Here is a 25,032-nt window from a genome sequence, read left to right on the forward strand (position 1 = left end):
CCACCGGAGCTTTTATCCATTTGACCCCGAGGGGCAAGGCGGTGGAGCTAGACATAAAAAAAAGAAGCTCTTTTTACAAAAAGCTCCTCTCTCTATTATACAGATTCTTCTGCTTTTTCTGGATGGTTCGAATAAAACTTACGACCTAAATATGTTTGGAATATTAACAAGATACCACCTACAGCCCAATATAGCGGTAATGCTGCCATAGAACTGAACGAGATGAACATAATCATGATCGGTGAAATATAAACCATCAGCTTCATTTGTTGTTGCTGTTGCTCAGGCACTGTCCATAGAGAAACTTTTGCTTGTGCAAAATATACAGCCCCAGCAATAAGTGTCATAGCGATATCAGGTGACCCCAAGTTATACCATAAAAATTCGTGTGATTTTATATCAGCTGAATATAAGATTGCAAAATATAATCCCATAACAATTGGCATCTGAATCAACATTGGTAAGCAACCCATGTTTAATGGATTCACATTATGCTTACGGTATAAGCCCATCATTTCTTGTTGTAGTACCATTTGTTCTTCTTTTGATTTTGTTTCTTTTAGCTTCTTTTGGATCTCATCCATCTCTGGTTTGAGCTTGTCCATTTTTTCTTTCATACCTTGTTGATTCTTATAATTTTTAAGCATCAAGGGCATTAAGGCTAAACGAATAAGAATAGTAATAGCAATGATTGCCATCCCGTAACTACCGTTAAAAATGTCTCCAAAAAATTCAATTAAAAACTCAAAAGGTCGAACAAATATATTGTAAAAAGTGCCTTCTTTGTTTTCTATTCCTGAACAGCCACTTAGTAGGACTGTTGCAAAAATAAGGATAGTGAATAAACTGATTTTCTTCTTCATCGCTTCACCTTCATTTTTCAAACTATATCGAGTATACCCTCTATGAAGCTATTTTTCAAATATTACTTAAACAAACCTTTAATAAGTTTTGGGCTCTTTTGGAAAATTATACTTAAAATTAGGATGTTCTTGATGGTCTCTAAACTGCTTAGGAGTAAGACTCGTGTATTTTTTGAAAATACGCGTGAAATAACTCTGATTACAAAAGTGGAATGAATTAGAGATTTCTGATATTGATTTGTTTGTATGGCGTAAAAAGTATTGACACTCTTCTACCTTTCTAATATTTAAGTATTCTACCAGCGTTACTCCAGTATGTTCTCTAAAAATTCTAGAGAGATGACTAGTACTAATATTAAATTGTTTGGCGATATCTTCTACTGTTAGATTTGTTTCAATTTCATCATTAATATAAAGAATTACCTTATTTACTGTCTGGTGCCCAAAGGAAGGTTTTTTCCTCTCCGTAATTACCATAACAAAGAATTCTACTAGCTCATCTGCACACTGCAAAAACTGTGCATCACTCATCTTCGTATCTATAATTTCCACGCTAGCATTATTAAAGGCCATTACCTTATCAAGCGGAACCTGGCTCTCATACAACTTTCTAGCCATTACAGCGGATAATTGTATGTAATAGTACTTTACATTTTGAATCATTTGCTTGTTATTAGTAGCGATAATTAAGTCAATGATTTCTCTTAATACCTTTTTCGCTCTCTCAATTTCAAAAGAATACATATCTAAGAATAGTTTCTTTTCTAATTCAAAAAATTTATCAAGACCTTCTACTCTATTAGTAATACCCATTTCTTTGGCATAGGCTTTTGTGAAGTAATCTAAGAATATTTTTTCTGTATTATCCATAAGTACCTCATCTTTCCAGTCAATTTTATAGTCCATTTGTACCTATCTTTTAAATAGGGATGTAGAATCATTTTATAGCATTTTATAGTAAAAAACTAGACTTTTAATTGCTTTCTGTTTTTTTAGGTAAAAGCATTTCCAAATGCCTAGGAAGAATGTGTATATCAAGAGGAGTACAGTCTCCTTGATCACCATCTACGTTGCAAAATAATGGGCGATTCGATTCTATTCGGAGCTTCTCGGTAGTAAATGTCTCTACTCCCTCATCCTTCCCTAGTGTTCCTAGCATTACTTTTGTTCCCATGCGCGCGATTGCCGCTAATCCTGCTTGTTTTATGATAAAGACATGCATTTTCCCATCATCAATTTTAGCAGATTTAACCAAGTTCTCAAATCCACCTACAGAATTGGTTAGGGCAACTAAAACTAATATAGATGTCCCTTTCCATGAACCGTGATCATGGGTAATTGTCATCTCTACCTCTTCATTGGAGATGATTGCCTTTGCCCCAGCCATTAAGTATGCCATAGATCCATACCTCGTTTTTTGTTCCACAGGAGTATCTGCCACACTACTAGCAATATCCCCTATTGCCACTACATTAACAAAGTACTTATCACCGATTCTTCCTACGTCAACTTGTTCCGTATTGGTCATCTTAAGTGCTTCTATTGCAATGTCTGGTTCAAGCGGAATGCCAAGAGCCCTTGCAAAATCATTCACTGTACCGAGGGGGACAAAAGAGAATAAAGGTCGGTCTTCTCGTTCAGCAAGACCATTCACTACCTCGCTTATCGTTCCGTCTCCACCCATGGCTAACAAAAAGTCCATTTTTTCAGTACAAGCCATTTCCGCAAAATGTGTAGCATCATCCTGTTTTTGTGTTTCTTTTACCGTCACATCAAAACCTAAATTCGTTAATACTTCAATTGCTCTATCTTTAAATTGTTTTGCTTCTTCTCGCCCAGCAGAAGGATTATAAATTAACATTGCCCTTTTCATTTTTTGCTTCCTCCTTTAAAATATACTCGTTTCTTTTTCGTACCCTAAATATCCTATCTTGAAACTGCGGCAGTGATAGATAAATGCTAATTCAACCAAAGGAACAATATAGAAATGAGAAATTCCTTTGAGGAGAAATTAGATAGAGCCTAAGTACCATTATTCACCATATTAATTTTAAAGGTATTTTTTAGAAATTATACAGTAATATCTATATATGTAAAATAAAAAAGGCACCTATTAGGCACCTTTTTTTAAAGTTTATTGTCTTCTGGTTTTATATCCTTGTCAGAAACTGAGTTTGGAGTAGCTTCAGCTTCTTCCTCATTGTAATACTGGACGCTTGTCATGGCTCCCTCATTCACCATATTATTATCTTCTTCATAGTAAGGATTAGGATTTCCTGTTTCTTCCTCACTCGTGCCTTGCTTTTGAGCTTCCATGAAAGAATTTACTTTATCTTTCGTATTATTAAATGCTTCCATTGCCTTGTCACGATTTTCTTTTTTCCTGAAATAGGCATAAGCCCCAGCTGCAAGTCCCGCCAATAAGAGTGATCTATTTTTCGCCATATTTATTACCTCCTATATATTTATAAGATTTGTATACCCTAATAAGGACAATATAACACTTATTAATTTTTTGACCTAATCATATAGACATGAGGTATACCATCCTCATCAAATTCATCACTAATTGTTTCGAAGCCGACGGACTGATAAAAATGTTGTAAGTGACTTTGAGCGCATAGCTTTATACACGGAACGTTCCAAGAAGTTTCAATTATGTTTATAGCTTTTTGCATAAGCACCCGTGCGTAACCTTTTCCTCTTGCCTGTTCCCTAACAATTACCCTTCCAATTGAGCAATCGTCATACTTGAGACCTGCAGGTAGAATACGACAATAAGCAAGAATTTCGTTATTTTCTTTAAGATAAAGATGAAGAGCTTGTTGATCACAGTCGTCTAGTTCTGGATATGGACAGTTTTGCTCAACAACAAAAACCTCTACTCGAAGTTTTAGTATTTCATAAAGATTATGCGTATCTAATTCACTAAATTTCTTTAACTCCCAGGACATGTTTGCCTCCTATGTAAAAATGTTTATTTTCAATTATTTTGTTATTACGTATAGAAGATTGATCGATATTTTGTTATGATTACAAAAAGCTAAAAGAGGTGTTTCAAATGATAAGGGCGACTACGTTAAATGATATTCCTACTATACAACAGATCGCACAGGTCAGTTGGAATGATACTTATAAAGATATAATACCAGAAAACATTCAGAAACTATTTTTAGAAAAAGCTTATTCTCCGATGATGATAGCCAAACGTATAGAAAAAACAATATTTTTGATTGCTGAATATAAAGGTGAGGCTATAGGCTTTGCTAACTTTACTTATGTGGACGAAGATGGTGATGCTGAGCTTACAGCTATTTACGTACTTCCAGAGTTTCAAAAAATGGGGTACGGTAGGAAGCTATTAGAAGCTGGCGTTAACCATATGTCTATTGGAAAACAATTATTTGTTTATGTAGAAAGTAAAAATGAACGTGCTCGTATTTTTTACGAACACTATGGCTTTGAATGTCTCGAAGAGTTTGATGAATACTTTGAAGGCCACCCATTGTCTACAGCTAAATATTTATTTCCATTAAAAACACCGGCTTATTAAGCCGGTGTTTTTTTAGTATGTTTGTTCCGTAGTATATTCGTCTTCAAATTTAACTGGTGATTTTCTGACGAAACACATGATTGCAGCTACATATAAAATGATAGATGTTAAGGAAATAATTCCTGCAAAAATTCCACCTAAAATGAACATGATACCTGCTAGCTTTGGTTTTTTATTTTTAGAAACAAATACAATTCCTAAAATGTTAAAGATTAAACTGATTACGAATGCAACAACAGCTGCCCAGCCAATAACCCCAAATAAGTCTACAAATACTTCAACAAAACCTAAAGCTTGTTCTGCTTCTTCTGCAGTTAGTTGCGGATCATTAAGCATTTCTTGTTCCATGATAGTTGAAAATTCCTCATCTTGTAGTGCTGTACTGCCGTTAATGACAAGTAAAGAAACTAGTATGATTGCAATTACATTAAAAACTGCTCCGATAATTCCTAATACTACTTCTCCTGTTCTTGATATCATTTTCCTACCCCCTATTATTAATTGACATAGCTATTGTACGAAAGTAAATTAAAAAAGTTTCATTAATCATCAATTTCCCTGAGTTATTTTTAATAAACCTGTTTCACTCTACTAAAAACGGGTATTTTATTATTAACACCAAATAGAAAGGAAGATTAACATGGAAAAGAAATTGATCTTTAATCAAACAGACTTCTTATATACATTGGCAGGTGCATCCGCATTAACTGGTATTCTAGTTCTATTCACTTCCATTTAATTGTGAAAACGTAAAAGGCAATCCACTTTAAACTAAGTTAAAGAGGATTGCCTTTTATTATGCCTTTAAGTCGTCGTATTCATCAGATTTAGCGAATGCATCTACTACGTATGAGCAAACAGGCTCCATTTTCAAATCGTTTTCTCGTGCATAGGAAGCGGCGTTGTCTAATAGTTTTTTTGCAATTCCTTGGCCTCTAAGCTTACTTGAAACGAAAGTATGGTCCATAACCATCACGTCTCCTAGCAGGGTCCACGTAATTTCACCAAGTCTTTCCCCATCTTCTATTACTTGATAGGCAAATACATCATTGCCAAGTTCTTTATATTGAAAATCCATTATCACACACTCCTTTTTATGAATCTTAACACAACTATTTATTAATTGACAACGGACGTAACTTTGCCTCAATTTCTGTACGTCGTGTCTCTAAAAAAGGAGGTAAAGCCAAAGTTTCACCTAGCGTTTCCAACTTTTCATCTGTATCAAATCCAGGTTCATCTGTAGAAAGCTCAAATAAGATTCCGTTAGGTTCTCTAAAATAGATTGCTTTAAAATAATGCCGATCTACAAGGCCCGAAGTTGTATAGCCTTTTGCTCGAAGGAGTTCTTCCCATCTAGGGTAATCATCCATATGAGGAATACGAAATGCCACATGATGAACACTTCCTCTTCCTGGTCTCTCTCTTGGTAAATCTTCTCTTGTTTCAATATGAACTTCTCCTGCTGGGCCACCTTTTCCTACAGAGTACACTTGAATATCAGGTGCATCGGTAATAGCAGAGCGGTAAGAACCAATTAAAGTGAATCCTAATACTTGCTCTAAAACTTTCTTTGTAGGCTCTGGATTTTTTAAAGTAAGTGTAACCGGACCTAAGCCTACTATAGCATTTTCTCCGCTTATCTCTTCCTTTATCCATGGCTCCCCAAATGGAATTCCATTGCCGTCATCTACAACTAGTCTCATCCTTGATCCTTCAAAATCCTCAAAATATAGAGTTTTTCTACCGAACATTTCGGAAATTTCATCATGAGGAACTTCAAGATCATGTAATCTCTTTTTCCAAAATTGCAAAGCTGCCTCACTTTTTACACGAAGCCCCGTGTTACTAATGCTTGACACTCCAGGATATGTTCTTCCTGCCATTGGTATGTCAAAATACGTCATATCCGTTCCAGGAGTCCCTACTGCATCAGCATAAAACAAATGATACGATGACGGATTATCCTGGTTTACACTTTTTTTAACTAAACGCATCCCCAATATTCTTGTAAAAAAATCATGATTTTTACTTATATCGGCGCTTATAGCAGAAACATGGTGAATTCCAGCCAATTTCATATGATAACCTCCATTTATCTCGAATTCGAGATATTTATTATACCTATTTTATCAAATACAATTTTTTAATGCAAATTTCCAACTTATTTATAGTAAGAGAATCGGACTAACTAATAGATAAATTAAAAGACGTGAAATCAGCAACAACTTGATTTCACGTCTTTCATTCTTTTAAAGGTAACTAATTTCTAATTAAAAATTTCTCTATTCTCATTGTTTAGAGAGGAGCCGGCGACTACTAGGGTTCCATTTAACTAAAAACAGAACGAATAGAATCGATTAGATTATTGAAAAAGTCTTTTACACTTTGCCAAAATCCTTCGTTATCTTTTATTTGATTAAACTTCTCTTCAATAGTTTTACTAAAGTCATTTAACTGATCTGACCATTTACTAAAATCGATGTCCAACTGACGTATACGGTCCATCAGGTCAATTAACAATTGGCGATCTTTATCAGATAGCTCAATCTTCAATTTGGAAAGCTGTTCCGAAACTATTTTCTCTACTTCTTCACGAGAGGCAGGGTTTTGTTCAGCAATTTGCTTTTTAATTTCTGTTAAAAGCTCTGTAACCTCTTCTTCGTTTACTCCAGCATCCTTAGAAAGAATCGTTGCCACTGATAACTCTTCATTTGCTACATCTGTCCGTTCTGGGTCAAGCTCTCCCCCAGTAACTTCATAGGCTTTATAAATACCAACTAGAGCAGAATGTCCTGTTACCGGCTTTGGAGCTGCAATATCTACCACCGCATCCTCAATTCCTGCTGTAAGCATTGCATTGGCATACATATCAGCAGTTACTTCTGTAATGTCATCAGGTGTCACTATGTTAATAACAAGACCCGAACCTGAATCTTTTCTAGTTATTTTTGCAGATGAAAACATTCTTGCTGAGGCATCACCATCTTTTAAATAGGTGGCTAAATCTTTTCCTGTCACAACAATTTCTTGTACATCTGATTTATCTGTAATTTTCAAGCTTTCTCTTACACTTTTCTTTTGGTCGTCAGTCAGGTTACCTCCGTATACAACAATCGGTGCACCAAATTTTTCATTGACTACTTCGGTTCCTGTTTCTCCATTTGTATCTGCCAACGCTACATTGGAATTGGCTAAAACTCCTACAACAAGAAAAATAGCTAACCATACTTGTACCATTTTTTTCATTCCCCTAAAACCCCTTTCTCTTGGTTGGTACTATCATTAGTACGTAAAAAGGAGTAAAAAGTTCCGATAATTATCGATGCTTTTTCCTCCTTATTATCTAATCCTATTGCTTCAATTCAGTCCAACCGTCCTGTTGAATAATTTTCTTTTCTTTCATTAGTTTACCTAGGGAACGTTTAAAGGCTGCCTTACTCATCGAAAACATTTCTTTAATTTCCTCAGGTGATGATTTATCCGTAAATGGCATCTTACCACCAACATCCTTTAAATAACGGTAGATTGACTCCGCATCGTCACCCAAACGTTCATGCTTTCTAGGCAATAATGATCCATTTAGCGAGCCATCGTCCTTAGTATCTATGATACGAACAGTTAGGTCTTGTCCTAATCTTGGTTCTTCTACACGTTCAGATTCATGAACAAAAACGCGATAGTTTTCCGGGACACTTAGCAAAAATGTGCCTACAGGTAGGAGTCGATATGGTCTAGCTTGCAGGTTGCTATTTAAAAGAGTTGTTGGTGCATCAATGTACAACTCCTCTACTCGGTCCTCTGTTGCCAGTCGACCAAAAAGCTCCCCTTCTCTATCCGTTCGTAGGGTCATATAGAGATGATCTCCTTGAGCAGGCCATAACTCTTTTAACTTAGGTAGATCCTCCGCCTTTACCTGAACCTCTTTTGAAGTACCAATATCGACGAATGCACCTTCTTTTTCTGAAACCTTAATCACTCTTGCCCAGCCATATGTTCCTTTTTGAATGGAAGGTAGCTGAGTAGTTGCAGATAGATTACCTCTTCTATCCACAAATAGAAAAACTTCAAGTGTGTCATCCTCTTTGAGTTCTTCTGGCGCCTCCGAAGCATTTAAAGCTATTTCCGTGTCTTTATGTTGAAGAATCCATTTGGATCCTTCCTTGGATTTTACTTGTAATTTTAAAATTTCACCTGATAATAATTCTGTCAAAGTTACCGCTCTCCTTCTGACCATACTTTTTAGTTGGTCTTTACCTACTATTTATAAATCTATAGTTTTGTTAATTCCGTAAAATTAGATTGTTCTCCTAGTTCAAGGAGATTTAGTGTAGCTTACTTATATTCTTTTCCAAATATATAATTTGAATTCGCTTAAGTTGTGAGTGTATGTACCTTTTCTTAATTTCCTTATAACCTATTCAATTGCAAGATAAACTTTTATAGTCATTCCATTTAGTCGTTTAAGTCTCTTCTTAGCTCTAGTAGCTTTGTTTGAATAGAAGTATCATCCTCTAATATAAGAACTAAGTCTGAAATCCGGTCTATAGAGTTCCAGCTTAAATGATGTTCGATTCCTTCCACGTCTGCATAAATATTCTCTTCTTCTACACCGATTAAACGTAAAAAATCCTCTAACAATTCATGACGCTTTACTAGCTTTTTCCCTAGCTTCATCCCTTTGTTTGTTAGAGTAAGTCCACGATATTTTTCATATATTAAAAACCCATCTTTATCTAATTTCTGAACCATTTTGGTTACTGAAGATGGTAGTACTGATAATGCTTCTGCAATGTCAGACACACGAGCATAACCCTTCTGTTCAATAAGTATATAAATTTGTTCTATATGGTCTTCCATGCTTGGTGTTGGCATATTAATCTTCCTTTCATCCGTTCTTACTTATTTTACTACAATAGGCTGGCCTTCTCAATTTAAGTTAGGTTCTTACCTTTTTAAGTAGGCTATGTTAAAGGCTAGGGTTGATTTATGATGTGCTCTAAATCGGCAAGGCAAGTAGAATTAATTTCCGCGCCAACCGGACGCTTTTTCGCGGGGTGAGCGATAAGCCATCACCCATCCCGCAGGAGTCGCCGTCTGGCGCTCCAATCAATAAATGGAGAACGGCTTTAATTTATATAGTTCTATTTATAAATCACTCGTATAAACAAAGCCGTAAAAATAACTCCAACACACTTCAAAAATTATTTATGAATAGTCATTTAAATTGTACAGTCGGAATCAAAAGAAATGTTTAGTTAAAATCAACCAATAACTTTAACATAGCTTTTAAGTAAATAAAATTACTACCGTTAGTATAACTAGTTCACTTCTTTTATTATACTCTCACATAGAATAACTCAATCCTCGGACTAAAGTATAAAAGAACCTTATCATAAGACAAGGCTCTTTTTATCTATGAGGATATTTTCCAACGACATGAATAGAATGGATAATTCTTTTATTAATCCACTCTAAGTTTTCTAATGTATTCATCCGTTCAAAAACAGCCTTTCTCCCTTTTTCGGTTGTTACATAATGGGTCGGAAGTGTATTTAAGCTTAATGCAATAATGTCTAATTCACATTGAGGACACTTACAAAACGTTTGATATTCTGACCCTCTCATCAATACTCTCACAAGGCTCTGAACGATTTCTTCCATAACGTTTGTTAACAATTCTATCCTTCTTTCATTATTCAAAAATTATTATTTATGTTTAACCTGTAATACCCCGGGGTATCTAATTAATAATAACACGTATTAATAATTTTAAGAAGAAAGGATGACTTATAATGGGTAGAATTTTATGGGGCATTGTCGTAGTACTTATTGTACTATGGTTGTTAGGCCTACTTTTAGACTTTGGCGGAGGATTAATCCATACGCTGTTAATTATTGCAGGTATTATTTTCGTAATTCAACTTGTCACTGGTAGACGAGCCGTCTGACAAAAGGGGTTGCCATTAGGCAACCCCTTATCTTTTTGTCTTTGCATAAATACAAGTATCTCTTAATCTCTTACCATCAGCAGATAAGGAATCATGGTGAAGAGTCCCTTCTAGTGTATAATTTAATCTTTCCGCAACTGAACGACTTCTTACATTTTCACTGTCACAACGGATTTCAACTCGATTAGCTTTTAACTCCTCAAAGGCAAACGTAGTAATACGTTCAACTGCTTCAGTCATCAAGCCCTTACCTTCAAATTTACTATCAATCCAATAGCCAATCTCAAACTTTCTAACATCCCAATCAATTCGATGAAGTCCAGAACACCCGACGAATTCTCCTGTTTCCTTTAAAAACAAATGCAGTCGAAGATCCTTGCGAGTGATAAAATCTGCTACTGCCTGTCGAAGATTTTGAACTCTTTGCTCAAGCGACTCCTTTTCTTGCGCCCAAGGCATCCAGTCCTTTAATGCATGCTGGGAAGCTAGCACTGCTTTTTGAACTGCCTCTGCATCCGCGACTTTAGGTGCTCGGATGATTAATCTTTCCGTATAAAATTCTTCTGGGAAGACCAATTCTTCTTTTACCTTTTCGATAATATGAAAGTCATCGTCCCACTTTACTGGAGTCGAAGTTCCTTTTATAAAATCGTCTCTCGTCATTCCGTATGTAACTGCATCATAGTACGATCCTTCTTTAGGTGAAAACCATGCCTGACGCAGCTGTGCTTCTTTAACAAAGCCTGCACGCTCAAACGTTTTTCTCATAGCAAAATTGTCTTGGCGCGTATGACCCTCTAAGCGAATTTTCCCTTCTGGAAGATTAAATACATATTCAGTAATCTTTTTTAAAGCAAGTGGCCCATATCCTCTTCCTCTGGCTTCATCCGCTATTCTTAAGTCAAAGAGAGGAATTTCATCCTGTAAATCATAGATTTTTACAATTCCAACTTTTTCATCTTGATCGTTCTCCACCCAAAAAGTTTTTACTTCATCAGATTGATATCCACCCTCTTCAATTGTCTTTTCAATCAACTCTCGTACAGGATGAGAATTCCCATGATATGGCCATGTATTCGTTGTCATAAAATGTATCAGTTGCTCTTGCTCTTCCATCGTCCATTCTGTAAGCTTCATATTGATAACCCTCCAAACCTAGTAATAATATATCTCGTCCTCTTTTAAACAATGAAATTTATATATTTTAAAAAATAAAGTAGAATTGACTTTCGGCCTCGGTGGACGCTTTCCGCATGAGTGAGCGATAAGCGAGCACCAAAGAGCCTATTTGTACTGTCTTATTACTTCTTTACTTTTTCAAGCTCTTGACCATTGCTAAACTTATTTAATAATCGTAAAGAGTTTAAGACTACTAGCAATGTAGCCCCCATATCTGCAAATATGGCAATCCATAGCGTTAACCAACCAGGAATAATAAGAAGAAGAGCTATAATCTTTAACCCTAATGCAAACATAATATTTTCTTTAATAATATGCAATGCTTTTCTACTCAAGCTAATAGTATAAGGTAATTTTTCTAAGTCATCGGCCATTAAGGCAACGTCCGCCGTTTCCAACGCAGCGTCCGTTCCTGCTCCACCCATAGCTATGCCGACATTGGCAGCGGCTAGAGCAGGGGAATCATTTACTCCATCTCCAATCATAGCTACTGCTCCATACTTTTCTTTTAATCTCTCAATAGCCATTAGTTTTTGATCAGGCATTAACCCTGCATTCACATCGGTTATACCCAGTTGAGCAGCAATAGCATTTGCCGTATTTGGATCGTCACCAGTTAGCATAACAGTATGCTTTATCCCAATGTCCTTTAAATCTTGTAACACCTTACTGCTGGTAGAACGTATTGGGTCTGCAATGGCAACGAAGCCTCTATAAGTCCCTTCCTCTGTTGCAAGGATTACCGTATTTCCTTCCATTTGAAGTTTCTCAACCTTTCGAAGAACATCCTCTGAAATTAAACTTATCGTTTTTATCCAAGCAACGCTACCTACTGACCATTTTATACCATTTACGACTGCTTCCGCACCTTTCCCTGTTAGCGATTTAAATTCGTCCACTTCAATTGGATGGATACTGTTATTAGCACCATACTCCACAATGGCTTTAGCTAGTGGGTGTTGAGAGTACGCTTCAATAGACATTATATTTTGGATAAAATCCTTTGAAGAGGCTGCTTCCACATATGTTACTTCTGGATAGCCTTTCGTAAGAGTACCCGTTTTATCGAATGCAATTGCCTCGATTCGTCCAATCTCCTCTAAATGAACCCCACCCTTTATCAACACGCCATGCTTTGCCGCATTTCCAATTGCTGTAACAATTGCTACTGGCGTTGATACTACTAAGGCACAAGGACAGCCTACAACTAAAACAGCAAGACCTTGGTAAATCCACAGCTTCCAGTCGCCACCTAGAAGTGGAGGAATAATCGCCACCAAAAATGCGATACCAATTATCGCAGGGGTGTAGTACTTTGCAAACTTATCTACAAAACGTTGAGAAGGAGCTTTTTCTGCTTGCGCTTCTTCCACTAAATGAATAATTTTGGCTATGGTGGTATCTTCTACACGTTTCGTTACTTCGATTTCTAATGAGCCCTCTTCATTTAGCGTACCTGCAAAAACATCTTCCCCTTTTGTTTTGACTACAGGAACAGATTCCCCCGTAATGGATGCCTGGTTTACTGTTGAGCTTCCTTTTAATACAATCCCGTCCATTGCAATTTTTTGTCCGGGTTTCACGATCAGCACATCACCAATTTGTATAAACTCGGTATCTAATTCGATTAACTCATTGTTCCGACGTACAATTGCTGTCGGTGGAGCGATATCCATTAATTCACTAATCGATTGCCTAGCCTTATTCATGGAATATGCCTCTAAAGCTTCACTTAACGCAAACAAGAAGACAACAACCGCTCCCTCGCGCCATTCCCCAATGATGGCAGCACCAATTATTGCAATTGTCATTAGTGTCTTCATATCGAAGTAAAAGCGTGTTAAGTTGATAAACCCTCCCTTAAATAAGTCAAATCCACCGATTGCGATGGATAATACAAATAAGGAAAGAGCTACAGGATGAGATTCCTCATAAACAAAAGAAGCAATGACTCCTCCTATTAAAAAAATTAAAGATATCAATGTCACAACATTCTCTTTACGTTTTAAAAAAGGGGTCTTTTCTATTTTTCGTTGCGAAACAGGTACAACCTTGATGCCATCAAATGCACCAGCCTTTTCTATTTCCTCGACAGTTACGTCACCTATGACAGAAACTTTAGCTGCTCCAAAGTTAACGGTTGCTTCCTGTACAGTTGGAAGACTTTTTATATTATTTTCAAACTTCCTCGCACAATTGGCGCAGGATAAGTTTTCTAAACGATATTCCTTTTTTTCTACGTTATTCATGTTCCCACCTCTTCTAGAGAATGCTCATATGCGATCTTAACAAGCTCATTAACATGATCATCTGCTAAAGAGTAATAAACGAGTTTTCCCTTACGTCGAGATTTCGCTAAAGACAAGTCCTTAAGAAAACGAAGATGATGGGATGCAGTTGCCACTGATGAGCCAATTATTTCGCTTACGTCACAAACACATAACTCCTCTTCAACCGTTAAGGCATAGGCAATTTTAAGTCTTGTTTCGTCCGCTAATGCTTTAAAAAGCATGACTAACTTTGTTAAATCTGGAATCTGTTGTTTTACCTCTTCTACTATTGTTTCATTAACTTTTGTTACTTCACATACATCATTAGACTGCATTTGAGCACCTCATTCAAATAGTTGTTTGATTGTTCCTCTATTATATGTTCGGATAATTCTAAAATCAACCATCATTCAAATATATATTTGAATGAATAAATGTTTTGTTCCACAATGACAAACAAGAAAAGCGCAACCGCCTATCTCTGCCCCGACAGGCAAATGGAGAAAAGCGAGGAGGCGGTTCCTCAGCCACCGGAGCTTTTATCCATTTGACCCCGAGGGGCAAGGCGGTGTAGCTAGCCAACAATTGATACTATGAAATTAACGCCTTCCTAAACAACAAAAATATTTTTAAAACACTGTCTAACCTCCTAAACATTGGGTATATATTACACATGCATTACAGATTTATTGCAGGTGCCAGGCACCCGTAACACACAAAGCGTGGGAGGTTTATGTATATGGCTAAGTTGGGTTTTAATTGGGAGGATATTTTGTTTGGAATAGTAGGTTCAAGTACATTTGTTATTCTTTTTCATTTGTTTTCATCCTTTCAGTAATTTAGCCATAAAAAAAACACCTTAGCAGCAGATAAACTTTTGCAAGGTGTTTTCAAGGTATGAAATTAGTCGACATGATGTCCTCCGTACGTGTCTTTGTATTGTTGTAGTTCTCTAAATAGAGTTGCATCTTTATGGAGTAAGGCATAATCTATCATTCTATCAAAATTTTCTTTTTCTAAATGGTCTATAATTTCCTGTGTTCCTTCTAATAGCATCGAGCTAGACTCGTCTACATTGTTTGCATTAATAATGGTTTGAAGGTGTACATGAATATCAGAGACTAATAGGAGTTGGTATAGAGGAAGTCGAATAAAACGATTTCCTTTTTGGAAGACAAATACTTCGGACAGGTTCTCGACTTGTAACGAGTTAGCGTTAACTATGATCTCTTTTCCTTCTACAGGTATGAAGTCAAAAAGCTCATCGTCCTTACGCAAGGAAAAGTATTGATAGGCGAAGACCAGCTTGATCCTATCCCCTTCCAGCTGAGTATAAAAAGGCTTCATTAATTGTACAAGTAACATTCCATCCCCTCCTATCCTTTTTGAATTTTCTGATTTATTGTAGTATATCATAATATCTTTTTTTCGTGTAGTGTATTTAGCCAAAAAAGCGAACGCTAAATGCATTCGCTATTAAAATATTTCTATTTAATTTACAATGCACTCTCTATCTTCCTTTTTCCTCTAGGGCATATAAAAAAACCATATCTTTCCGCACTATATTCTACTAAAATAGCATCAAAAATCCTTTGTAGGATTTCCTCTCTTGATACCTCTTTCACACAATTTATATAGAACAGAAGCATATTTCGGTTAAAGTCTAGCTGAAGATCATAGATGCTGAAATATTCCGATACGATTAAAGGTATATGCCTCATATCTTTTTTAGGACTTTCTACAATGTATTGTACATTTTGCTTTTTTACTCCAATTAGCTTCACATGATTTAAACTATTCTTCGAATAACCATCTAAAGAATCAAACAACAAAGGGATAAATACTTGGATTCTTTCTACTACTTTCCTCTCCTCTCTTAAGTAAATTGTCCTATAATACTTTTATACTGCATTACACCAAAATAATTACATTAATCTCCAATTTGGCGATTTTCAATCTAACCTTCTCTCTTTTCGTTATTCTTGTGGCATTGTAGAGGAGGGATTATATGGCCTTTTACGAGCATATCCGGGCGTACCGTGAACAATTAGATATTACTCAAATGGAAGCTGCTAAAAGAATGGGTATTGATCATTCTGCATTGTCTAAGTATGAAAAAGGTGATTTAGCAATCCCTATTAGCTTACTGGGGACAATCCAGGAGGTTTATGCCATACCAAAAGATGATTTTTTACATATGCTGATGGGCAAGCCTTCTAAAAGTAAGAACCCTGGGCTGGAGGCTCGAGAAAGCCGAGCGAGATACTTAGAGTCCTTTTATGAGGAAAACATAGCACCACTACAACACCTGAAAGAGTTCCGTGAGTTAGTGATGGATATTAAATCACATTCTAACGACGACAAAGAGCTCAAGCGGTATATAAAGAAATTAAAAACAGAGTAAGGTCCTCACTTTTTTCAATATTAGTGAGGCTTTTTATTTTGCTTTTTTTTCACGGAAACAGTTTTGCTCTCCCTTTGGCTTTTATTCGAGCAGGTTTAAACGTATAATGGAAGGAAAGCCTTTTTTATTAGGAGAGATTTGTTTGAACCTAACTTCGTATCAAAAATTAGCTCGTCATTATAAAGAATATATAGATACATCGATGAGAAATATAGAAGAGAAATTAAATCCGACAGTCACAGAAGATGAGGAACTCGTAAGAAGAGCAACCTTTTTTGTACGTAATGGTGCGGTATCCATATCAAATTATTCCCTATCCGAAAACCGGGTAGATTTTGTTATCCGAGACGTAACAAATATTGAGGTTAAATATTTGCCAATGGTAGACCTCATTCATTGCCCTTGCCAAATGCAAAAGCCATGTAGACATATTGTTGCAGCGGTTTTTTACCTATATCAACAAAACTTTTCCTTATCGGATTGGGTTTCTAATTGGAAATCTAACTCGGAGCATTTACAACTATCGTTACTTTCCAATGAAAGAAATCCGAAAAACTGGGATTTAATTATCGATAATTTTTTCCGAAAGTTTATCTCAAGTTACCCGCCAACGAGCTTCTATTTGTTAGAATTTGCAATCCATGATCTAGAAGCTCAGGTTCGAAAATCTCGACCATTTGAGCGAGAATGGCAACCTATTTTTGATGTGTATGTCAAGCTAGGTATTCTGCAACGTGCCTGGTTTTATTTTAATGAATATGCCGAAACTAATATGCGCAACCGAGTGTATCAGTTTTTAACAAACTATACGGAGGATTTAGATGAGAGTCTGTCCCAACTAGCTGCAAAACCTAGAATGTTCGCAGCGGATCCGTTTTACGATCGAATGATGGAAATTATACGTTCCTTTTACTATGAGGAGGAAGGGCTTATCTATTACCGAAAGCACATATACTTGGCTTTTTGGGATGCCCTAGTAACAGATAAGGCTACTCGTATGCAAGAGGTTAAATACCTGCAGGAGCTTACTATAGAAGAAGATGGACTCATGTTAAATATGGTGCTGCCATATTTCTATCTTACCCTATCTATGATTGATGAGCTTTTGGAAGCAGCGGAGAATATGGATAGAAACCAGCTACTAGAGTGGGTAGAGGTTAGTGAAAAGGCTCTTCATGCGTCCAACAAGGATTTAGTAAATGAGCTGAGCAGAAAGCTATTGCCTCATATCTCCTATTATTTAACAGAAGTCATTCAACATCCAGCAAAGGTTATGCTCATTAGAAGACTGCAAATACTATTCAACCAAGTGGACTTAACAACAGAGGAACTGGAAAAGCTATATTTATCTTTTGGTTTATACGGGATCCAGGCATACTCCGGTTTACTAATCGAACAGAAGCGGTATAAAGAATGGATGGCGCTTCACCAGGCTACCAACTCTTCACTAGAGTATACGGAGTCCTGTGGTTTAGCGGTTGTAAGAGAGGAGGCTCCTGAAGTACTTCTTCCACTTTATCATCATTATGCCATGCGTTATATCCAAGAAAAAAACAGATACAGCTACAAGCAAGCTGTTCGCGTTTGGAAGAAAATGAAACAGGTGGCGAAGAAAGCAAACGAAATTGACTATTGGAATGCTTACGTAGAAAGTGTTCGTGAAAAGTATCGCCGACTTCGCGCCTTGCAACAAGAAATAGAGAAAGGAAACCTGCCATTATGAATAAGCCTTTATCTATTACAAAAGAATTTTCTCTATATATCGAACAAGCAGCAAATGGAAGCTTTCTTTTATCTACAAATACAGCTTCCATTCAAGAATGGGTCGAGGCTCTCTACTTAAATCATCGTGAAAGCTTTTTTGGACTCAATGCACAAATTGAGGATAACGTATTAGTAGCTTCTCCAGTAGAGGTAATGGAGATTTTCTCATCCGAAGGGCATCCCTTTATCACCTTTTCTGCGGCAAATGAGTCTGCTCAAGAATGGCTAACGACGTTTAAAGAAGCTGGAGGCGTTTGGAGTTCACCTGACCTTTGGAACACAGTCGAGCTAAAGGAGAATAACTTAGAGGTTTCGGCTCCGCTTGAAGAACGAGGAAAGCAGCTTGTCCAGCATGCCATTCAGCAGAAGCTGTTCCAGGCCGGGCTGACGATGGAGGATTTACCTGCCTTAATACCTTTCTTCCAGCAGGGCGGCTGGCCGATAAAGTCCCAATCGACACATCCGAATCTATTGGTTGCCTTACGTCTATCTGAGCCAGATGAAACAGATGACACTTGGTTAATAGAGACAGTTGTTCGCGGTAAGAAAAGCAGTGTCTATTGGACGCCTGCCTATCGTAAAAAGACATCACCTATTAAGGAAGCACTGCCAGACAAATGGAGAGATCATAGCACCTATATCGAGGAAACTCAGGATAAAATATTTTCCCTTGTTTCCTCCATTGATGCTGTAGAATTATCTACCTTTTTCTCTTCACCGTTAACTGATGAAGAAGTGCGTGTTTTTTTACGTGATGACTTGATCAAATTACAGGCTCTTGGGTTTGAGGTTGTCCTTCCGAGCTGGCTGAAGAGCCTCAAGGAATCCAAAATGAAGGTAAAAACAATCGCAAAGACTGCTAATACGTATAAGACAGCTGCAGGTTTAAATGAAATTCTTCAGTTTAACTGGAACTTTTCTTTAAACGGTCACGAAATTTCTGCAGATGAATTTCAAAAAATGGTCAATGAAAACCGTTCTTATATTCAAGCAGGAAACGAATGGTTCCGAATTGATGCTGCTTGGATGCAACAAATCCGAAAGTTGATGAAGCAGTCCGAGGATGAAAATTGGACGGTTAAGGAGCTATTGTTCCGTGAGATTCCTGAAGAAATTGCTTTAGCCATTGATGATGACGAGCAGTCCGATGAGGATCCACTATTTCAATTTGAAATGCAGCAATCTCTTAAGGTGTTAATGGAACAACTTTCAGAGAAAAAAGGTTATCCTACGGTTGATGTCTCATCCAACCTATTAACCTCACTACGCCCATATCAGCAGCTAGGATTAGACTGGCTTGTCTTTATGCGCAATGAAAAGTTTGGTGCCTGTCTTGCAGATGACATGGGGCTTGGAAAAACTGTTCAATTAATCGCCTATCTGCTCCATGTTCATGAAAGCGGTGAACAAAAGACACCATCTTTAATTATTTGTCCGACCTCTGTTCTTGGAAACTGGCAGAAGGAGCTTGCTAAATTTGCTCCATCGTTAACTGTTCAAACTCATTATGGGACAGCACGAACACGGGAAATAGACAAAGAAGCAGATGTTGTCATTACCACTTTCGGTACTGCAATGCAGGACATTGAAGCATTACAGGAAATCGAATGGTCTAGTATTACACTCGATGAGGCTCAGAATATAAAGAACATGCATACCAAACAATCACGTGCCATTCGTAAGCTAATTGGTAAGCATCATATCGCTTTAACTGGAACACCGGTTGAAAACAGACTATCCGAGCTATGGTCCATCTTCGACTTTATCCATAAGGGATATTTAGGCTCTTTCCGTAAGTTCCAGGAAAACTATATAGCACCAATTGAGCGAGATAATTCGGACTCTGTGAAGCATAAGCTACGTGTCAAAATCCAGCCCTTCCTACTTAGAAGAACGAAGCAGGATCCTGAATTATTGCTTAACCTACCAGAAAAGCTGGAGCAGCGAGAATACTGTGGCCTCACAACCGAGCAAGCGGCTTTGTATGAGTCTCTCATACAAGAAACGGTCAGTAAGTTGGATACGCTTTCCGGCTTTGAGAAAAAAGGACTCATCTTAAAAATGCTTAGTAAGTTAAAGCAACTATGTAACCACCCTGCACTATACTTGAAGGAGCCTTTTGATGACGCAGATGACATGCTTGAACGCTCTGAAAAGCTAGCACGAATTGTGACGCTGGCTGGTGAAATCGCTGCTCGAGGCGAGCAATGTCTAATCTTCACCCAATACATTGGCATGGGCCATTTACTACAGCATTGCTTGACGGAGCTGTTCCAAATTGACGCTCCTTTCCTAACAGGAAGTATGCCAAAAAATCAGCGTGACCATTTGGTTGAAGCATTTCAGGCCAAGGAGTTCCCAGTTTTCCTTCTATCATTGAAGGCAGGTGGAACAGGACTGAATCTTACAGCTGCTAGCCATGTCCTTCATGCCGATCGCTGGTGGAATCCTGCGGTTGAAAACCAAGCGACAGATAGAGCTTATCGAATCGGACAAACGAATTTTGTTCATGTTCATAAGTTTATAACAATTGGTACAATTGAAGAAAAAATTGATAAGCTACTTGAAGAGAAGCAGGCATTGTCTGAGGAACTGATTCATTCTAGTCAATGGATCACGGAAATGTCTGACGCAGACTTGAAGGATTTACTCACCCTTTCCATTTAAAATTTTTTAGCAAAAACCTGGCCAGCGATTGGTCAGGTTTTTTCTCTCTTGTATCATTTGATTTGGTTGCGGCCATTCAAATTTTTACACTGGAAGTTTTTTTATTTGTTCTGCTGGAAATTCAAAATCACTTTCTACTTGCTTATTTTCTTCTTTACTTTGTTCTGTTCCGTCACGATTTTTGGTAGCTAAAAATCGGATATCCTCCACTATAACCTCCGTAACGAATACTCTTATGCCCTCTCCTTTTTCATAAGATCTCGTATTTAAGCGGCCAGTAATTCCTACCAAGGAGCCCTTTCCACAGTACTTCACAGTTGTTTCAGCTAGTTTCCCCCAAATCGTGCAAAGGACAAAATTTGCTTCTTCGCTCTTATAGCCCTTGCTTACAGCAACTACAAATCCTGTTTGTACTCTCCCCTCGGATAAGTGTTTCAGCTGTGGAGCCTTCGTCATTCTTCCAATTATCGAAACTGTATTCAATCTGTCACCTCCTTTATTAGCCATATCATAAGCTTTACAAGCATAATTGGCAAAGTCGCATTTTAGCGTTTTGGGGCGTTATTCCAGACTAAAATTTAAAATTGAAAACCTCTTTTTCGACAACCCCTTTCTCCCTCTCATTCCTAAAAATCAAAAATAGAAATTTGCTAGTTTCATAATTATTTTTTTCCATAGAATCGCTATGCTATAATGGAGAATAATTAGCCAGACTAAAGGTGGATTGTCTATGAAAACTTTTAAAATGATTTCCGTATCCCTTATTCGTAATAATGAAGAACTGCCGATTCTATTAGAGGATGGTATTGTGATTAACCAAGAGAATACCAGTCGATCTTGGATTTTAGAGTTATTTATCGACCAAAAACATGAGGATTTCTTTAATGAATTAAAAGCATCGAACGAATTGTTTAACGCAAAGGTTGTCATCTCTTACCCGGAAAATGAACCAGCTCATTTTGAAGTAGCGACATACTCCGTGAAAAAAATTGGTGATCACCTTTCCGTCCTGCTTCGTGGAACGTTAAAGCGTGTACGTAGAAAATATGCCGAATCATTACTGGCAGAGCTAATTGAGGATGGGTTAATCGGGGAAGAATTATTAACCCAATTCGAAAAGGACATGAAAACTAGACCTTCCTTAAAGAAAGATAAAGAAAGCTGACTCCAATTGGAATCAGCTTTTCTTTATGTGAAGAATTTCTTTATCGGTCATTGCCATCAACAGTAGGTTCTTCTACCCATGTTCCTTTATCTCTGTCTAGAGTTGAATTACCATTACCATTGTTTCCACCCATTGTACCGTTGTCATCACCATGATTTATACCACGGTTACCGTCATCTTGGCCACCCATACCACCGTTCATACCATCAGTAGTACCAGTACCAGCTCCACCGCCATTACCTCCAACACCATTGCCAGTATCTCCACCCGGAGAAGGAGTAATGACACGATTACCGTTGTTTAACTCTCCCATCGGTGTTTCGTTGTTTGAAGGTACTGCTTCATCGTTATTACACCCAACTAATAAAAACGAACATAATGCAATAGTAGGAACAGCTTTTTTCCACATAAAAAAATTCCTCCTTTCTTGATATCGTCATCACAATCTTCATGTGACTTACGATAGGTTATCCAAGAGAAGAAGGAACTATCCTATGGTATTATTACCTCTTTTTTCAATGAAAAACATGAGTAATAGTTTAAGCTTTTTCAAAAGATAAAGTGCAATTGATCTCTGCTCTCGGCGGACGCGATAAGCCATCACCCGTCGCTAACGCTCACAGTTGTGATGTCGTCTTATCTGTATCATTCCCCACAGGAGTCGCCGCCTGCCGCTACAATCAATTACTTGGAAAAATTAAAATTAACTCATATAAATAGTTAAACGCGGAAGACTATGTTTAGTTCTTTTCTTGTACAGGTCCCAGGGCAAAAAGAATGTCCGTTTCACAAACAAGCTCCCCATCTACTGTCGCAATACCGTGTCCTTTACCCATCGGCCCGCGAAGCTTAGTCAGCTCCACTTCAAGTTTCAGTTGATCGCCTGGCTTCACTTGGCGTTTGAAACGACAGTTATCTATTCCTGTAAAGAAAGCGAGTCTTCCCTTGTTTTCAGGAATTTGTAATACTGCCACTGCTCCAACTTGGGCTAGCGCTTCCACAATAAGAACGCCTGGCATTACCGGATATCCAGGAAAGTGACCATTAAAGAATTCTTCATTAATCGTTACATTTTTTAATCCTACCGCCCGTTTACCTTCTTCTATTTCTAAAATACGATCTACCATTAAAAATGGATATCGATGAGGTAGAATAGCTTGTATTTGCTCCGTTGTTAGCATGGAATCGCCCTCCAATTATTTACCGTCTTTAATGTCAAATATATGCTGGTACGTTTCCCATTTGAGCGCATCCTTTGGCTCGCCTTCGCCTATTACTCCGTAGCCGACCATAAGTCCAGCAGCTACTGCCACTGCTATAAGAGCCGCAACAATTAGGATACGCAACCAAATTGGAAACATACGAATTTGAACCCATTTAGTTTGTTTCGTTTGTTCTGTTGATTCATTTACTGGTTCTTTCTTATTTGCTTGCCCTTGTGCTTTTTCTAGCCTACGTTGTTGTCTGCTAGAAGATTTTACTTCTTCTGTCATACAAATTACTCCTTACTAGCGTATCCCATTAATTAAGCCCATCATTTGATCTGCAATGGAAATGGAACGTGCACTAAACTGATACTGCCGTTGAGTGGTCATTAAGTCTGTCATCTCTTTGGAAACATCCACATTAGACATTTCTAACACTTGGTTGCTCAAGGAAATTTCTCCTCTGGCCGCTCCTTGTAAATCTACCATAACATCCTCAGCATTTGCACCTAACTCATCTAAATTCTCTGGTATAACAATATACGCAGCAGACAAGTGTTCCATGAATTGAGGCTTTTGCAGTACAGAAACCGCTAATTCTCTTTGATCAGTTGTGCCATCTGGATACTCTGCTACTAAGACTCCGGATTCATTGACAGAGAATCTGGAAACACCTTCTCGTAAGGTAATCGCTTGTCCTTGTGCGTCGGCAACTGGATATCCTTCCCCGTTAACGAGCATCAGCTGACCATTCTCTACCGGAGAAACATAAAACGCTCCTTGACGAGTATAAGCTGTTTTTTCACCATTCTGACCGTCTGGCATAATTACCTGAAAATATTGCTTAGGCTCCTGGAAAGCAAAATCTAGGTCTCTACCAGTAGATTGGATACTCCCTTGCTTCCAATTCATCTGCGACTGAGCAAGCGCTGCTCCCACCCCGTAACGAATACCTACAGGTGACTGTCTGTCGGCTTTATCTAACTTATCATTGTTAAATTGCTGATACAGTAATTCCTGAAACTTAACTTCTTTTGATTTATAACCATGCGTATTAGAATTGGAAAGGTTATTCCCTATAATATCTAATTGGTTTTGTAATTGGGACATCGTGTTGGTTGCTGTAATCATAGTACGTAGCATTTACCGCACCTCCTTCATTAGTTAAACTCGGCCAACCTCGTTGACTGTTTTTTGCATACTTTGATCATATGCTTGAAGTATTTTTTGATTTGCCTCAAACGTTCTATACGCAGACATGAGTTCTGTCATGGTCTTTGCAGTGTCCACGTTAGATCCTTCAATATAGCCCTGCTGCATCGCAAAGCTTACTTCTCCATTGTCATATGCGGAAGGTAGCTCATTGCCATCTTTGGTTCTAAATAAACCATTGTCTTGTTTAACTAAACGATCAGGTGTTGCTGCAAATGAAACACCAATTTGAGAAACTGACTCGTTATCCACATAAATCTGTCCATCATCGCCTACGCGGAAGTCATCATTTTGCATTTGAATGCGTTGTCCGGAAGAATTTAATACATATAACCCTTGAGCATTCGTCAGAAAGCCTGCTGCGTCTAATGTAAAGTTACCGTTTCTAGTGTATGCCTCTCCACCTGCAGTATGCTCGAGTCGGAAAAATAATGCACCTGCTTTTCCTGATTCAGCATCCACTGGAAGCCCACCATCTATTAAAGCAAGATCTGTATTTAAGTCTGTTTGCTTTAGTTGTCCTTGTGTTTGCAAGGCAACAATCTCAGACATATACACGCCTGTACTAATTCCACCAACTGTAGAAAGAGATTTTCCACTTATCGGATTCTCTGTTGGAATTTTAGTCGGCCCTAAACGTGACATTAACATATCAGGAAACGAACGAATAGTTGATTGGTCTGCTTTAAAGCCTGGTGTATTCGCATTTGCCATATTATTGGTTAATAGCTCGGTTCTTCGCTGTTGGGCAATCATTCCGGATGCTACTGTATTAAATCCTCGAAACATGATGAAGCCT

General features: G+C 37.7%; 28 protein-coding genes. 6 read left to right on the top strand and 22 right to left on the bottom strand.

Annotation, left to right across the window (positions count from 1 at the left end; all coding sequences use genetic code 11):
• Positions 1 to 95: 95 nt before the first annotated feature.
• The 5 genes from yidC to Q0371_RS12195 form a co-directional block, all read right to left on the bottom strand.
• A complete protein-coding gene (gene yidC / locus Q0371_RS12175) occupies positions 96 to 863 on the bottom strand; it encodes a membrane protein insertase YidC (RefSeq protein WP_169361374.1) in 768 nt (255 codons plus the stop codon).
• 78 nt (positions 864 to 941) lie between these two features.
• Positions 942 to 1,676, bottom strand: a complete 735-nt coding sequence (locus Q0371_RS12180) for an AraC family transcriptional regulator (RefSeq protein WP_298471556.1) — start codon at positions 1,674 to 1,676, stop codon at positions 942 to 944.
• Positions 1,677 to 1,836: 160 nt separating this feature from the next.
• On the bottom strand, positions 1,837 to 2,736 hold the full coding sequence (locus tag Q0371_RS12185; protein ID WP_169361372.1) for a diacylglycerol kinase family protein: 900 nt from the start codon (positions 2,734 to 2,736) through the stop codon (positions 1,837 to 1,839).
• 254 nt (positions 2,737 to 2,990) lie between these two features.
• Positions 2,991 to 3,308: a hypothetical protein gene (locus Q0371_RS12190; RefSeq protein ID WP_298471460.1), complete on the bottom strand. Its 318-nt coding sequence runs from the start codon at positions 3,306 to 3,308 to the stop codon at positions 2,991 to 2,993.
• Positions 3,309 to 3,370: 62 nt separating this feature from the next.
• On the bottom strand, positions 3,371 to 3,817 hold the full coding sequence (locus Q0371_RS12195) for a GNAT family N-acetyltransferase (protein ID WP_169361370.1): 447 nt from the start codon (positions 3,815 to 3,817) through the stop codon (positions 3,371 to 3,373).
• A 107-nt stretch (positions 3,818 to 3,924) separates the two neighbouring features.
• Between Q0371_RS12195 and Q0371_RS12200 the strand changes: the two genes are divergently transcribed.
• Complete coding sequence (locus Q0371_RS12200; protein ID WP_169361369.1) at positions 3,925 to 4,416, top strand: GNAT family N-acetyltransferase; 492 nt, start codon at positions 3,925 to 3,927, stop codon at positions 4,414 to 4,416.
• A gap of 12 nt (positions 4,417 to 4,428) precedes the next feature.
• Here Q0371_RS12200 and Q0371_RS12205 read toward each other — a convergent pair whose 3' ends face one another.
• The 7 genes from Q0371_RS12205 to Q0371_RS12235 all read right to left on the bottom strand — a co-directional run bounded on the left by Q0371_RS12205 (position 4,429) and on the right by Q0371_RS12235 (position 10,095).
• The gene (locus Q0371_RS12205; protein WP_205964167.1) at positions 4,429 to 4,896 is read right to left on the bottom strand and encodes a DUF4064 domain-containing protein; all 468 of its coding nucleotides are present in this window, start codon (positions 4,894 to 4,896) and stop codon (positions 4,429 to 4,431) included.
• 316 nt (positions 4,897 to 5,212) lie between these two features.
• Positions 5,213 to 5,518 carry a GNAT family N-acetyltransferase gene (locus tag Q0371_RS12210; protein ID WP_251553354.1) on the bottom strand — a complete coding sequence of 102 codons (306 nt, stop codon included), beginning with the start codon at positions 5,516 to 5,518 and terminating at the stop codon, positions 5,213 to 5,215.
• A gap of 10 nt (positions 5,519 to 5,528) precedes the next feature.
• The gene (locus Q0371_RS12215) at positions 5,529 to 6,497 is read right to left on the bottom strand and encodes a ring-cleaving dioxygenase (protein WP_298471470.1); all 969 of its coding nucleotides are present in this window, start codon (positions 6,495 to 6,497) and stop codon (positions 5,529 to 5,531) included.
• Positions 6,498 to 6,747: 250 nt separating this feature from the next.
• Positions 6,748 to 7,665, bottom strand: a complete 918-nt coding sequence (locus Q0371_RS12220) for a DUF1002 domain-containing protein (protein ID WP_169361366.1) — start codon at positions 7,663 to 7,665, stop codon at positions 6,748 to 6,750.
• Between the two features lie 103 nt (positions 7,666 to 7,768).
• On the bottom strand, positions 7,769 to 8,629 hold the full coding sequence (locus tag Q0371_RS12225; RefSeq protein ID WP_298471473.1) for a S1-like domain-containing RNA-binding protein: 861 nt from the start codon (positions 8,627 to 8,629) through the stop codon (positions 7,769 to 7,771).
• Positions 8,630 to 8,871: 242 nt separating this feature from the next.
• On the bottom strand, positions 8,872 to 9,291 hold the full coding sequence (gene mntR, locus Q0371_RS12230; protein WP_169361364.1) for a transcriptional regulator MntR: 420 nt from the start codon (positions 9,289 to 9,291) through the stop codon (positions 8,872 to 8,874).
• A gap of 537 nt (positions 9,292 to 9,828) precedes the next feature.
• Positions 9,829 to 10,095, bottom strand: coding sequence for a late competence development ComFB family protein (locus tag Q0371_RS12235; RefSeq protein ID WP_340881746.1), 267 nt, complete (start codon positions 10,093 to 10,095; stop codon positions 9,829 to 9,831).
• A 116-nt stretch (positions 10,096 to 10,211) separates the two neighbouring features.
• On the opposite strand from Q0371_RS12235, the gene Q0371_RS12240 reads away from it, so the two are divergent.
• Positions 10,212 to 10,367, top strand: a complete 156-nt coding sequence (locus Q0371_RS12240) for a lmo0937 family membrane protein (protein ID WP_169361363.1) — start codon at positions 10,212 to 10,214, stop codon at positions 10,365 to 10,367.
• 27 nt (positions 10,368 to 10,394) lie between these two features.
• Here Q0371_RS12240 and Q0371_RS12245 read toward each other — a convergent pair whose 3' ends face one another.
• The 4 genes from Q0371_RS12245 to Q0371_RS12260 all read right to left on the bottom strand — a co-directional run bounded on the left by Q0371_RS12245 (position 10,395) and on the right by Q0371_RS12260 (position 15,181).
• Positions 10,395 to 11,504, bottom strand: a complete 1,110-nt coding sequence (locus Q0371_RS12245) for a GNAT family N-acetyltransferase (RefSeq protein ID WP_298471477.1) — start codon at positions 11,502 to 11,504, stop codon at positions 10,395 to 10,397.
• A 164-nt stretch (positions 11,505 to 11,668) separates the two neighbouring features.
• On the bottom strand, positions 11,669 to 13,795 hold the full coding sequence (locus Q0371_RS12250) for a heavy metal translocating P-type ATPase (protein WP_298471480.1): 2,127 nt from the start codon (positions 13,793 to 13,795) through the stop codon (positions 11,669 to 11,671).
• On the bottom strand, positions 13,792 to 14,151 hold the full coding sequence (locus Q0371_RS12255) for a metalloregulator ArsR/SmtB family transcription factor (protein WP_298471483.1): 360 nt from the start codon (positions 14,149 to 14,151) through the stop codon (positions 13,792 to 13,794). The genes Q0371_RS12250 and Q0371_RS12255 overlap by 4 nt, the downstream gene beginning before the upstream one ends.
• Before the next feature lie 568 nt (positions 14,152 to 14,719).
• Positions 14,720 to 15,181, bottom strand: a complete 462-nt coding sequence (locus Q0371_RS12260; protein WP_169359493.1) for a transcriptional regulator — start codon at positions 15,179 to 15,181, stop codon at positions 14,720 to 14,722.
• 643 nt (positions 15,182 to 15,824) lie between these two features.
• Here Q0371_RS12260 and Q0371_RS12265 point away from each other — a divergent pair.
• The 3 genes from Q0371_RS12265 to Q0371_RS12275 all read left to right on the top strand — a co-directional run bounded on the left by Q0371_RS12265 (position 15,825) and on the right by Q0371_RS12275 (position 20,651).
• Positions 15,825 to 16,220, top strand: coding sequence for a helix-turn-helix transcriptional regulator (locus Q0371_RS12265; RefSeq protein ID WP_298471488.1), 396 nt, complete (start codon positions 15,825 to 15,827; stop codon positions 16,218 to 16,220).
• Between the two features lie 142 nt (positions 16,221 to 16,362).
• Complete coding sequence (locus Q0371_RS12270; RefSeq protein ID WP_298471490.1) at positions 16,363 to 17,943, top strand: hypothetical protein; 1,581 nt, start codon at positions 16,363 to 16,365, stop codon at positions 17,941 to 17,943.
• The gene (locus Q0371_RS12275) at positions 17,940 to 20,651 is read left to right on the top strand and encodes a DEAD/DEAH box helicase (RefSeq protein ID WP_298471493.1); all 2,712 of its coding nucleotides are present in this window, start codon (positions 17,940 to 17,942) and stop codon (positions 20,649 to 20,651) included. Before Q0371_RS12270 ends, Q0371_RS12275 begins: the two co-directional genes overlap by 4 nt.
• An 84-nt stretch (positions 20,652 to 20,735) precedes the next feature.
• On the opposite strand, the gene ssb is transcribed toward Q0371_RS12275, so the two are convergent.
• Entirely contained in the window at positions 20,736 to 21,134 is a 399-nt protein-coding gene (gene ssb / locus Q0371_RS12280) for a single-stranded DNA-binding protein (protein ID WP_298471496.1), read from the bottom strand.
• 247 nt (positions 21,135 to 21,381) lie between these two features.
• Here ssb and Q0371_RS12285 point away from each other — a divergent pair, with 247 nt between their 5' ends.
• Positions 21,382 to 21,816 (top strand): YwpF family protein, encoded by a 435-nt coding sequence (locus tag Q0371_RS12285; RefSeq protein ID WP_169359488.1) that lies wholly within the window; start codon positions 21,382 to 21,384, stop codon positions 21,814 to 21,816.
• 40 nt (positions 21,817 to 21,856) lie between these two features.
• On the opposite strand, the gene Q0371_RS12290 is transcribed toward Q0371_RS12285, so the two are convergent.
• From Q0371_RS12290 to Q0371_RS12310, 5 genes are all read right to left on the bottom strand, one after another.
• On the bottom strand, positions 21,857 to 22,225 hold the full coding sequence (locus tag Q0371_RS12290) for a hypothetical protein (RefSeq protein WP_251552441.1): 369 nt from the start codon (positions 22,223 to 22,225) through the stop codon (positions 21,857 to 21,859).
• 331 nt (positions 22,226 to 22,556) lie between these two features.
• Positions 22,557 to 22,997, bottom strand: a complete 441-nt coding sequence (gene fabZ, locus Q0371_RS12295; protein ID WP_169359486.1) for a 3-hydroxyacyl-ACP dehydratase FabZ — start codon at positions 22,995 to 22,997, stop codon at positions 22,557 to 22,559.
• A gap of 15 nt (positions 22,998 to 23,012) precedes the next feature.
• Positions 23,013 to 23,309, bottom strand: a complete 297-nt coding sequence (locus Q0371_RS12300; protein ID WP_298471502.1) for a DNA-directed RNA polymerase subunit beta — start codon at positions 23,307 to 23,309, stop codon at positions 23,013 to 23,015.
• Positions 23,310 to 23,324: 15 nt separating this feature from the next.
• Complete coding sequence (locus Q0371_RS12305; RefSeq protein WP_298471505.1) at positions 23,325 to 24,164, bottom strand: flagellar hook-basal body protein; 840 nt, start codon at positions 24,162 to 24,164, stop codon at positions 23,325 to 23,327.
• Between the two features lie 21 nt (positions 24,165 to 24,185).
• Entirely contained in the window at positions 24,186 to 25,022 is an 837-nt protein-coding gene (locus Q0371_RS12310) for a flagellar hook-basal body protein (protein ID WP_298471508.1), read from the bottom strand.
• Positions 25,023 to 25,032 lie beyond the last annotated feature (10 nt).

Origin of the sequence: uncultured Psychrobacillus sp. (assembly GCF_938022135.1) — a bacterium.
Taxonomy (GTDB): domain Bacteria; phylum Bacillota; class Bacilli; order Bacillales_A; family Planococcaceae; genus Psychrobacillus.

Excerpts from the sequence above, each read along its gene's own strand:
- Q0371_RS12240 (WP_169361363.1), top strand. The coding sequence starts at position 10,212 with ATGGGTAGAATTTTATGGGGCATTGTCGTAGTACTTATTGTACTATGG.
- Q0371_RS12195 (WP_169361370.1), bottom strand. The coding sequence starts at position 3,817 with ATGTCCTGGGAGTTAAAGAAATTTAGTGAATTAGATACGCATAATCTT.
- Q0371_RS12250 (WP_298471480.1), bottom strand. The coding sequence starts at position 13,795 with ATGAATAACGTAGAAAAAAAGGAATATCGTTTAGAAAACTTATCCTGC.
- Q0371_RS12190 (WP_298471460.1), bottom strand. The coding sequence starts at position 3,308 with ATGGCGAAAAATAGATCACTCTTATTGGCGGGACTTGCAGCTGGGGCT.
- Q0371_RS12285 (WP_169359488.1), top strand. The coding sequence starts at position 21,382 with ATGAAAACTTTTAAAATGATTTCCGTATCCCTTATTCGTAATAATGAA.
- Q0371_RS12205 (WP_205964167.1), bottom strand. The coding sequence starts at position 4,896 with ATGATATCAAGAACAGGAGAAGTAGTATTAGGAATTATCGGAGCAGTT.
- Q0371_RS12275 (WP_298471493.1), top strand. The coding sequence starts at position 17,940 with ATGAATAAGCCTTTATCTATTACAAAAGAATTTTCTCTATATATCGAA.
- Q0371_RS12180 (WP_298471556.1), bottom strand. The coding sequence starts at position 1,676 with ATGGGTATTACTAATAGAGTAGAAGGTCTTGATAAATTTTTTGAATTA.
- Q0371_RS12310 (WP_298471508.1), bottom strand. The coding sequence starts at position 25,022 with ATGTTTCGAGGATTTAATACAGTAGCATCCGGAATGATTGCCCAACAG.
- yidC (WP_169361374.1), bottom strand. The coding sequence starts at position 863 with ATGAAGAAGAAAATCAGTTTATTCACTATCCTTATTTTTGCAACAGTC.
- Q0371_RS12200 (WP_169361369.1), top strand. The coding sequence starts at position 3,925 with ATGATAAGGGCGACTACGTTAAATGATATTCCTACTATACAACAGATC.
- Q0371_RS12215 (WP_298471470.1), bottom strand. The coding sequence starts at position 6,497 with ATGAAATTGGCTGGAATTCACCATGTTTCTGCTATAAGCGCCGATATA.
- Q0371_RS12220 (WP_169361366.1), bottom strand. The coding sequence starts at position 7,665 with ATGAAAAAAATGGTACAAGTATGGTTAGCTATTTTTCTTGTTGTAGGA.
- fabZ (WP_169359486.1), bottom strand. The coding sequence starts at position 22,997 with ATGCTAACAACGGAGCAAATACAAGCTATTCTACCTCATCGATATCCA.
- Q0371_RS12245 (WP_298471477.1), bottom strand. The coding sequence starts at position 11,504 with ATGAAGCTTACAGAATGGACGATGGAAGAGCAAGAGCAACTGATACAT.
- mntR (WP_169361364.1), bottom strand. The coding sequence starts at position 9,291 with ATGCCAACACCAAGCATGGAAGACCATATAGAACAAATTTATATACTT.
- Q0371_RS12305 (WP_298471505.1), bottom strand. The coding sequence starts at position 24,164 with ATGCTACGTACTATGATTACAGCAACCAACACGATGTCCCAATTACAA.
- Q0371_RS12255 (WP_298471483.1), bottom strand. The coding sequence starts at position 14,151 with ATGCAGTCTAATGATGTATGTGAAGTAACAAAAGTTAATGAAACAATA.
- Q0371_RS12265 (WP_298471488.1), top strand. The coding sequence starts at position 15,825 with ATGGCCTTTTACGAGCATATCCGGGCGTACCGTGAACAATTAGATATT.
- Q0371_RS12300 (WP_298471502.1), bottom strand. The coding sequence starts at position 23,309 with ATGACAGAAGAAGTAAAATCTTCTAGCAGACAACAACGTAGGCTAGAA.
- Q0371_RS12185 (WP_169361372.1), bottom strand. The coding sequence starts at position 2,736 with ATGAAAAGGGCAATGTTAATTTATAATCCTTCTGCTGGGCGAGAAGAA.
- Q0371_RS12290 (WP_251552441.1), bottom strand. The coding sequence starts at position 22,225 with ATGTGGAAAAAAGCTGTTCCTACTATTGCATTATGTTCGTTTTTATTA.
- Q0371_RS12260 (WP_169359493.1), bottom strand. The coding sequence starts at position 15,181 with ATGTTACTTGTACAATTAATGAAGCCTTTTTATACTCAGCTGGAAGGG.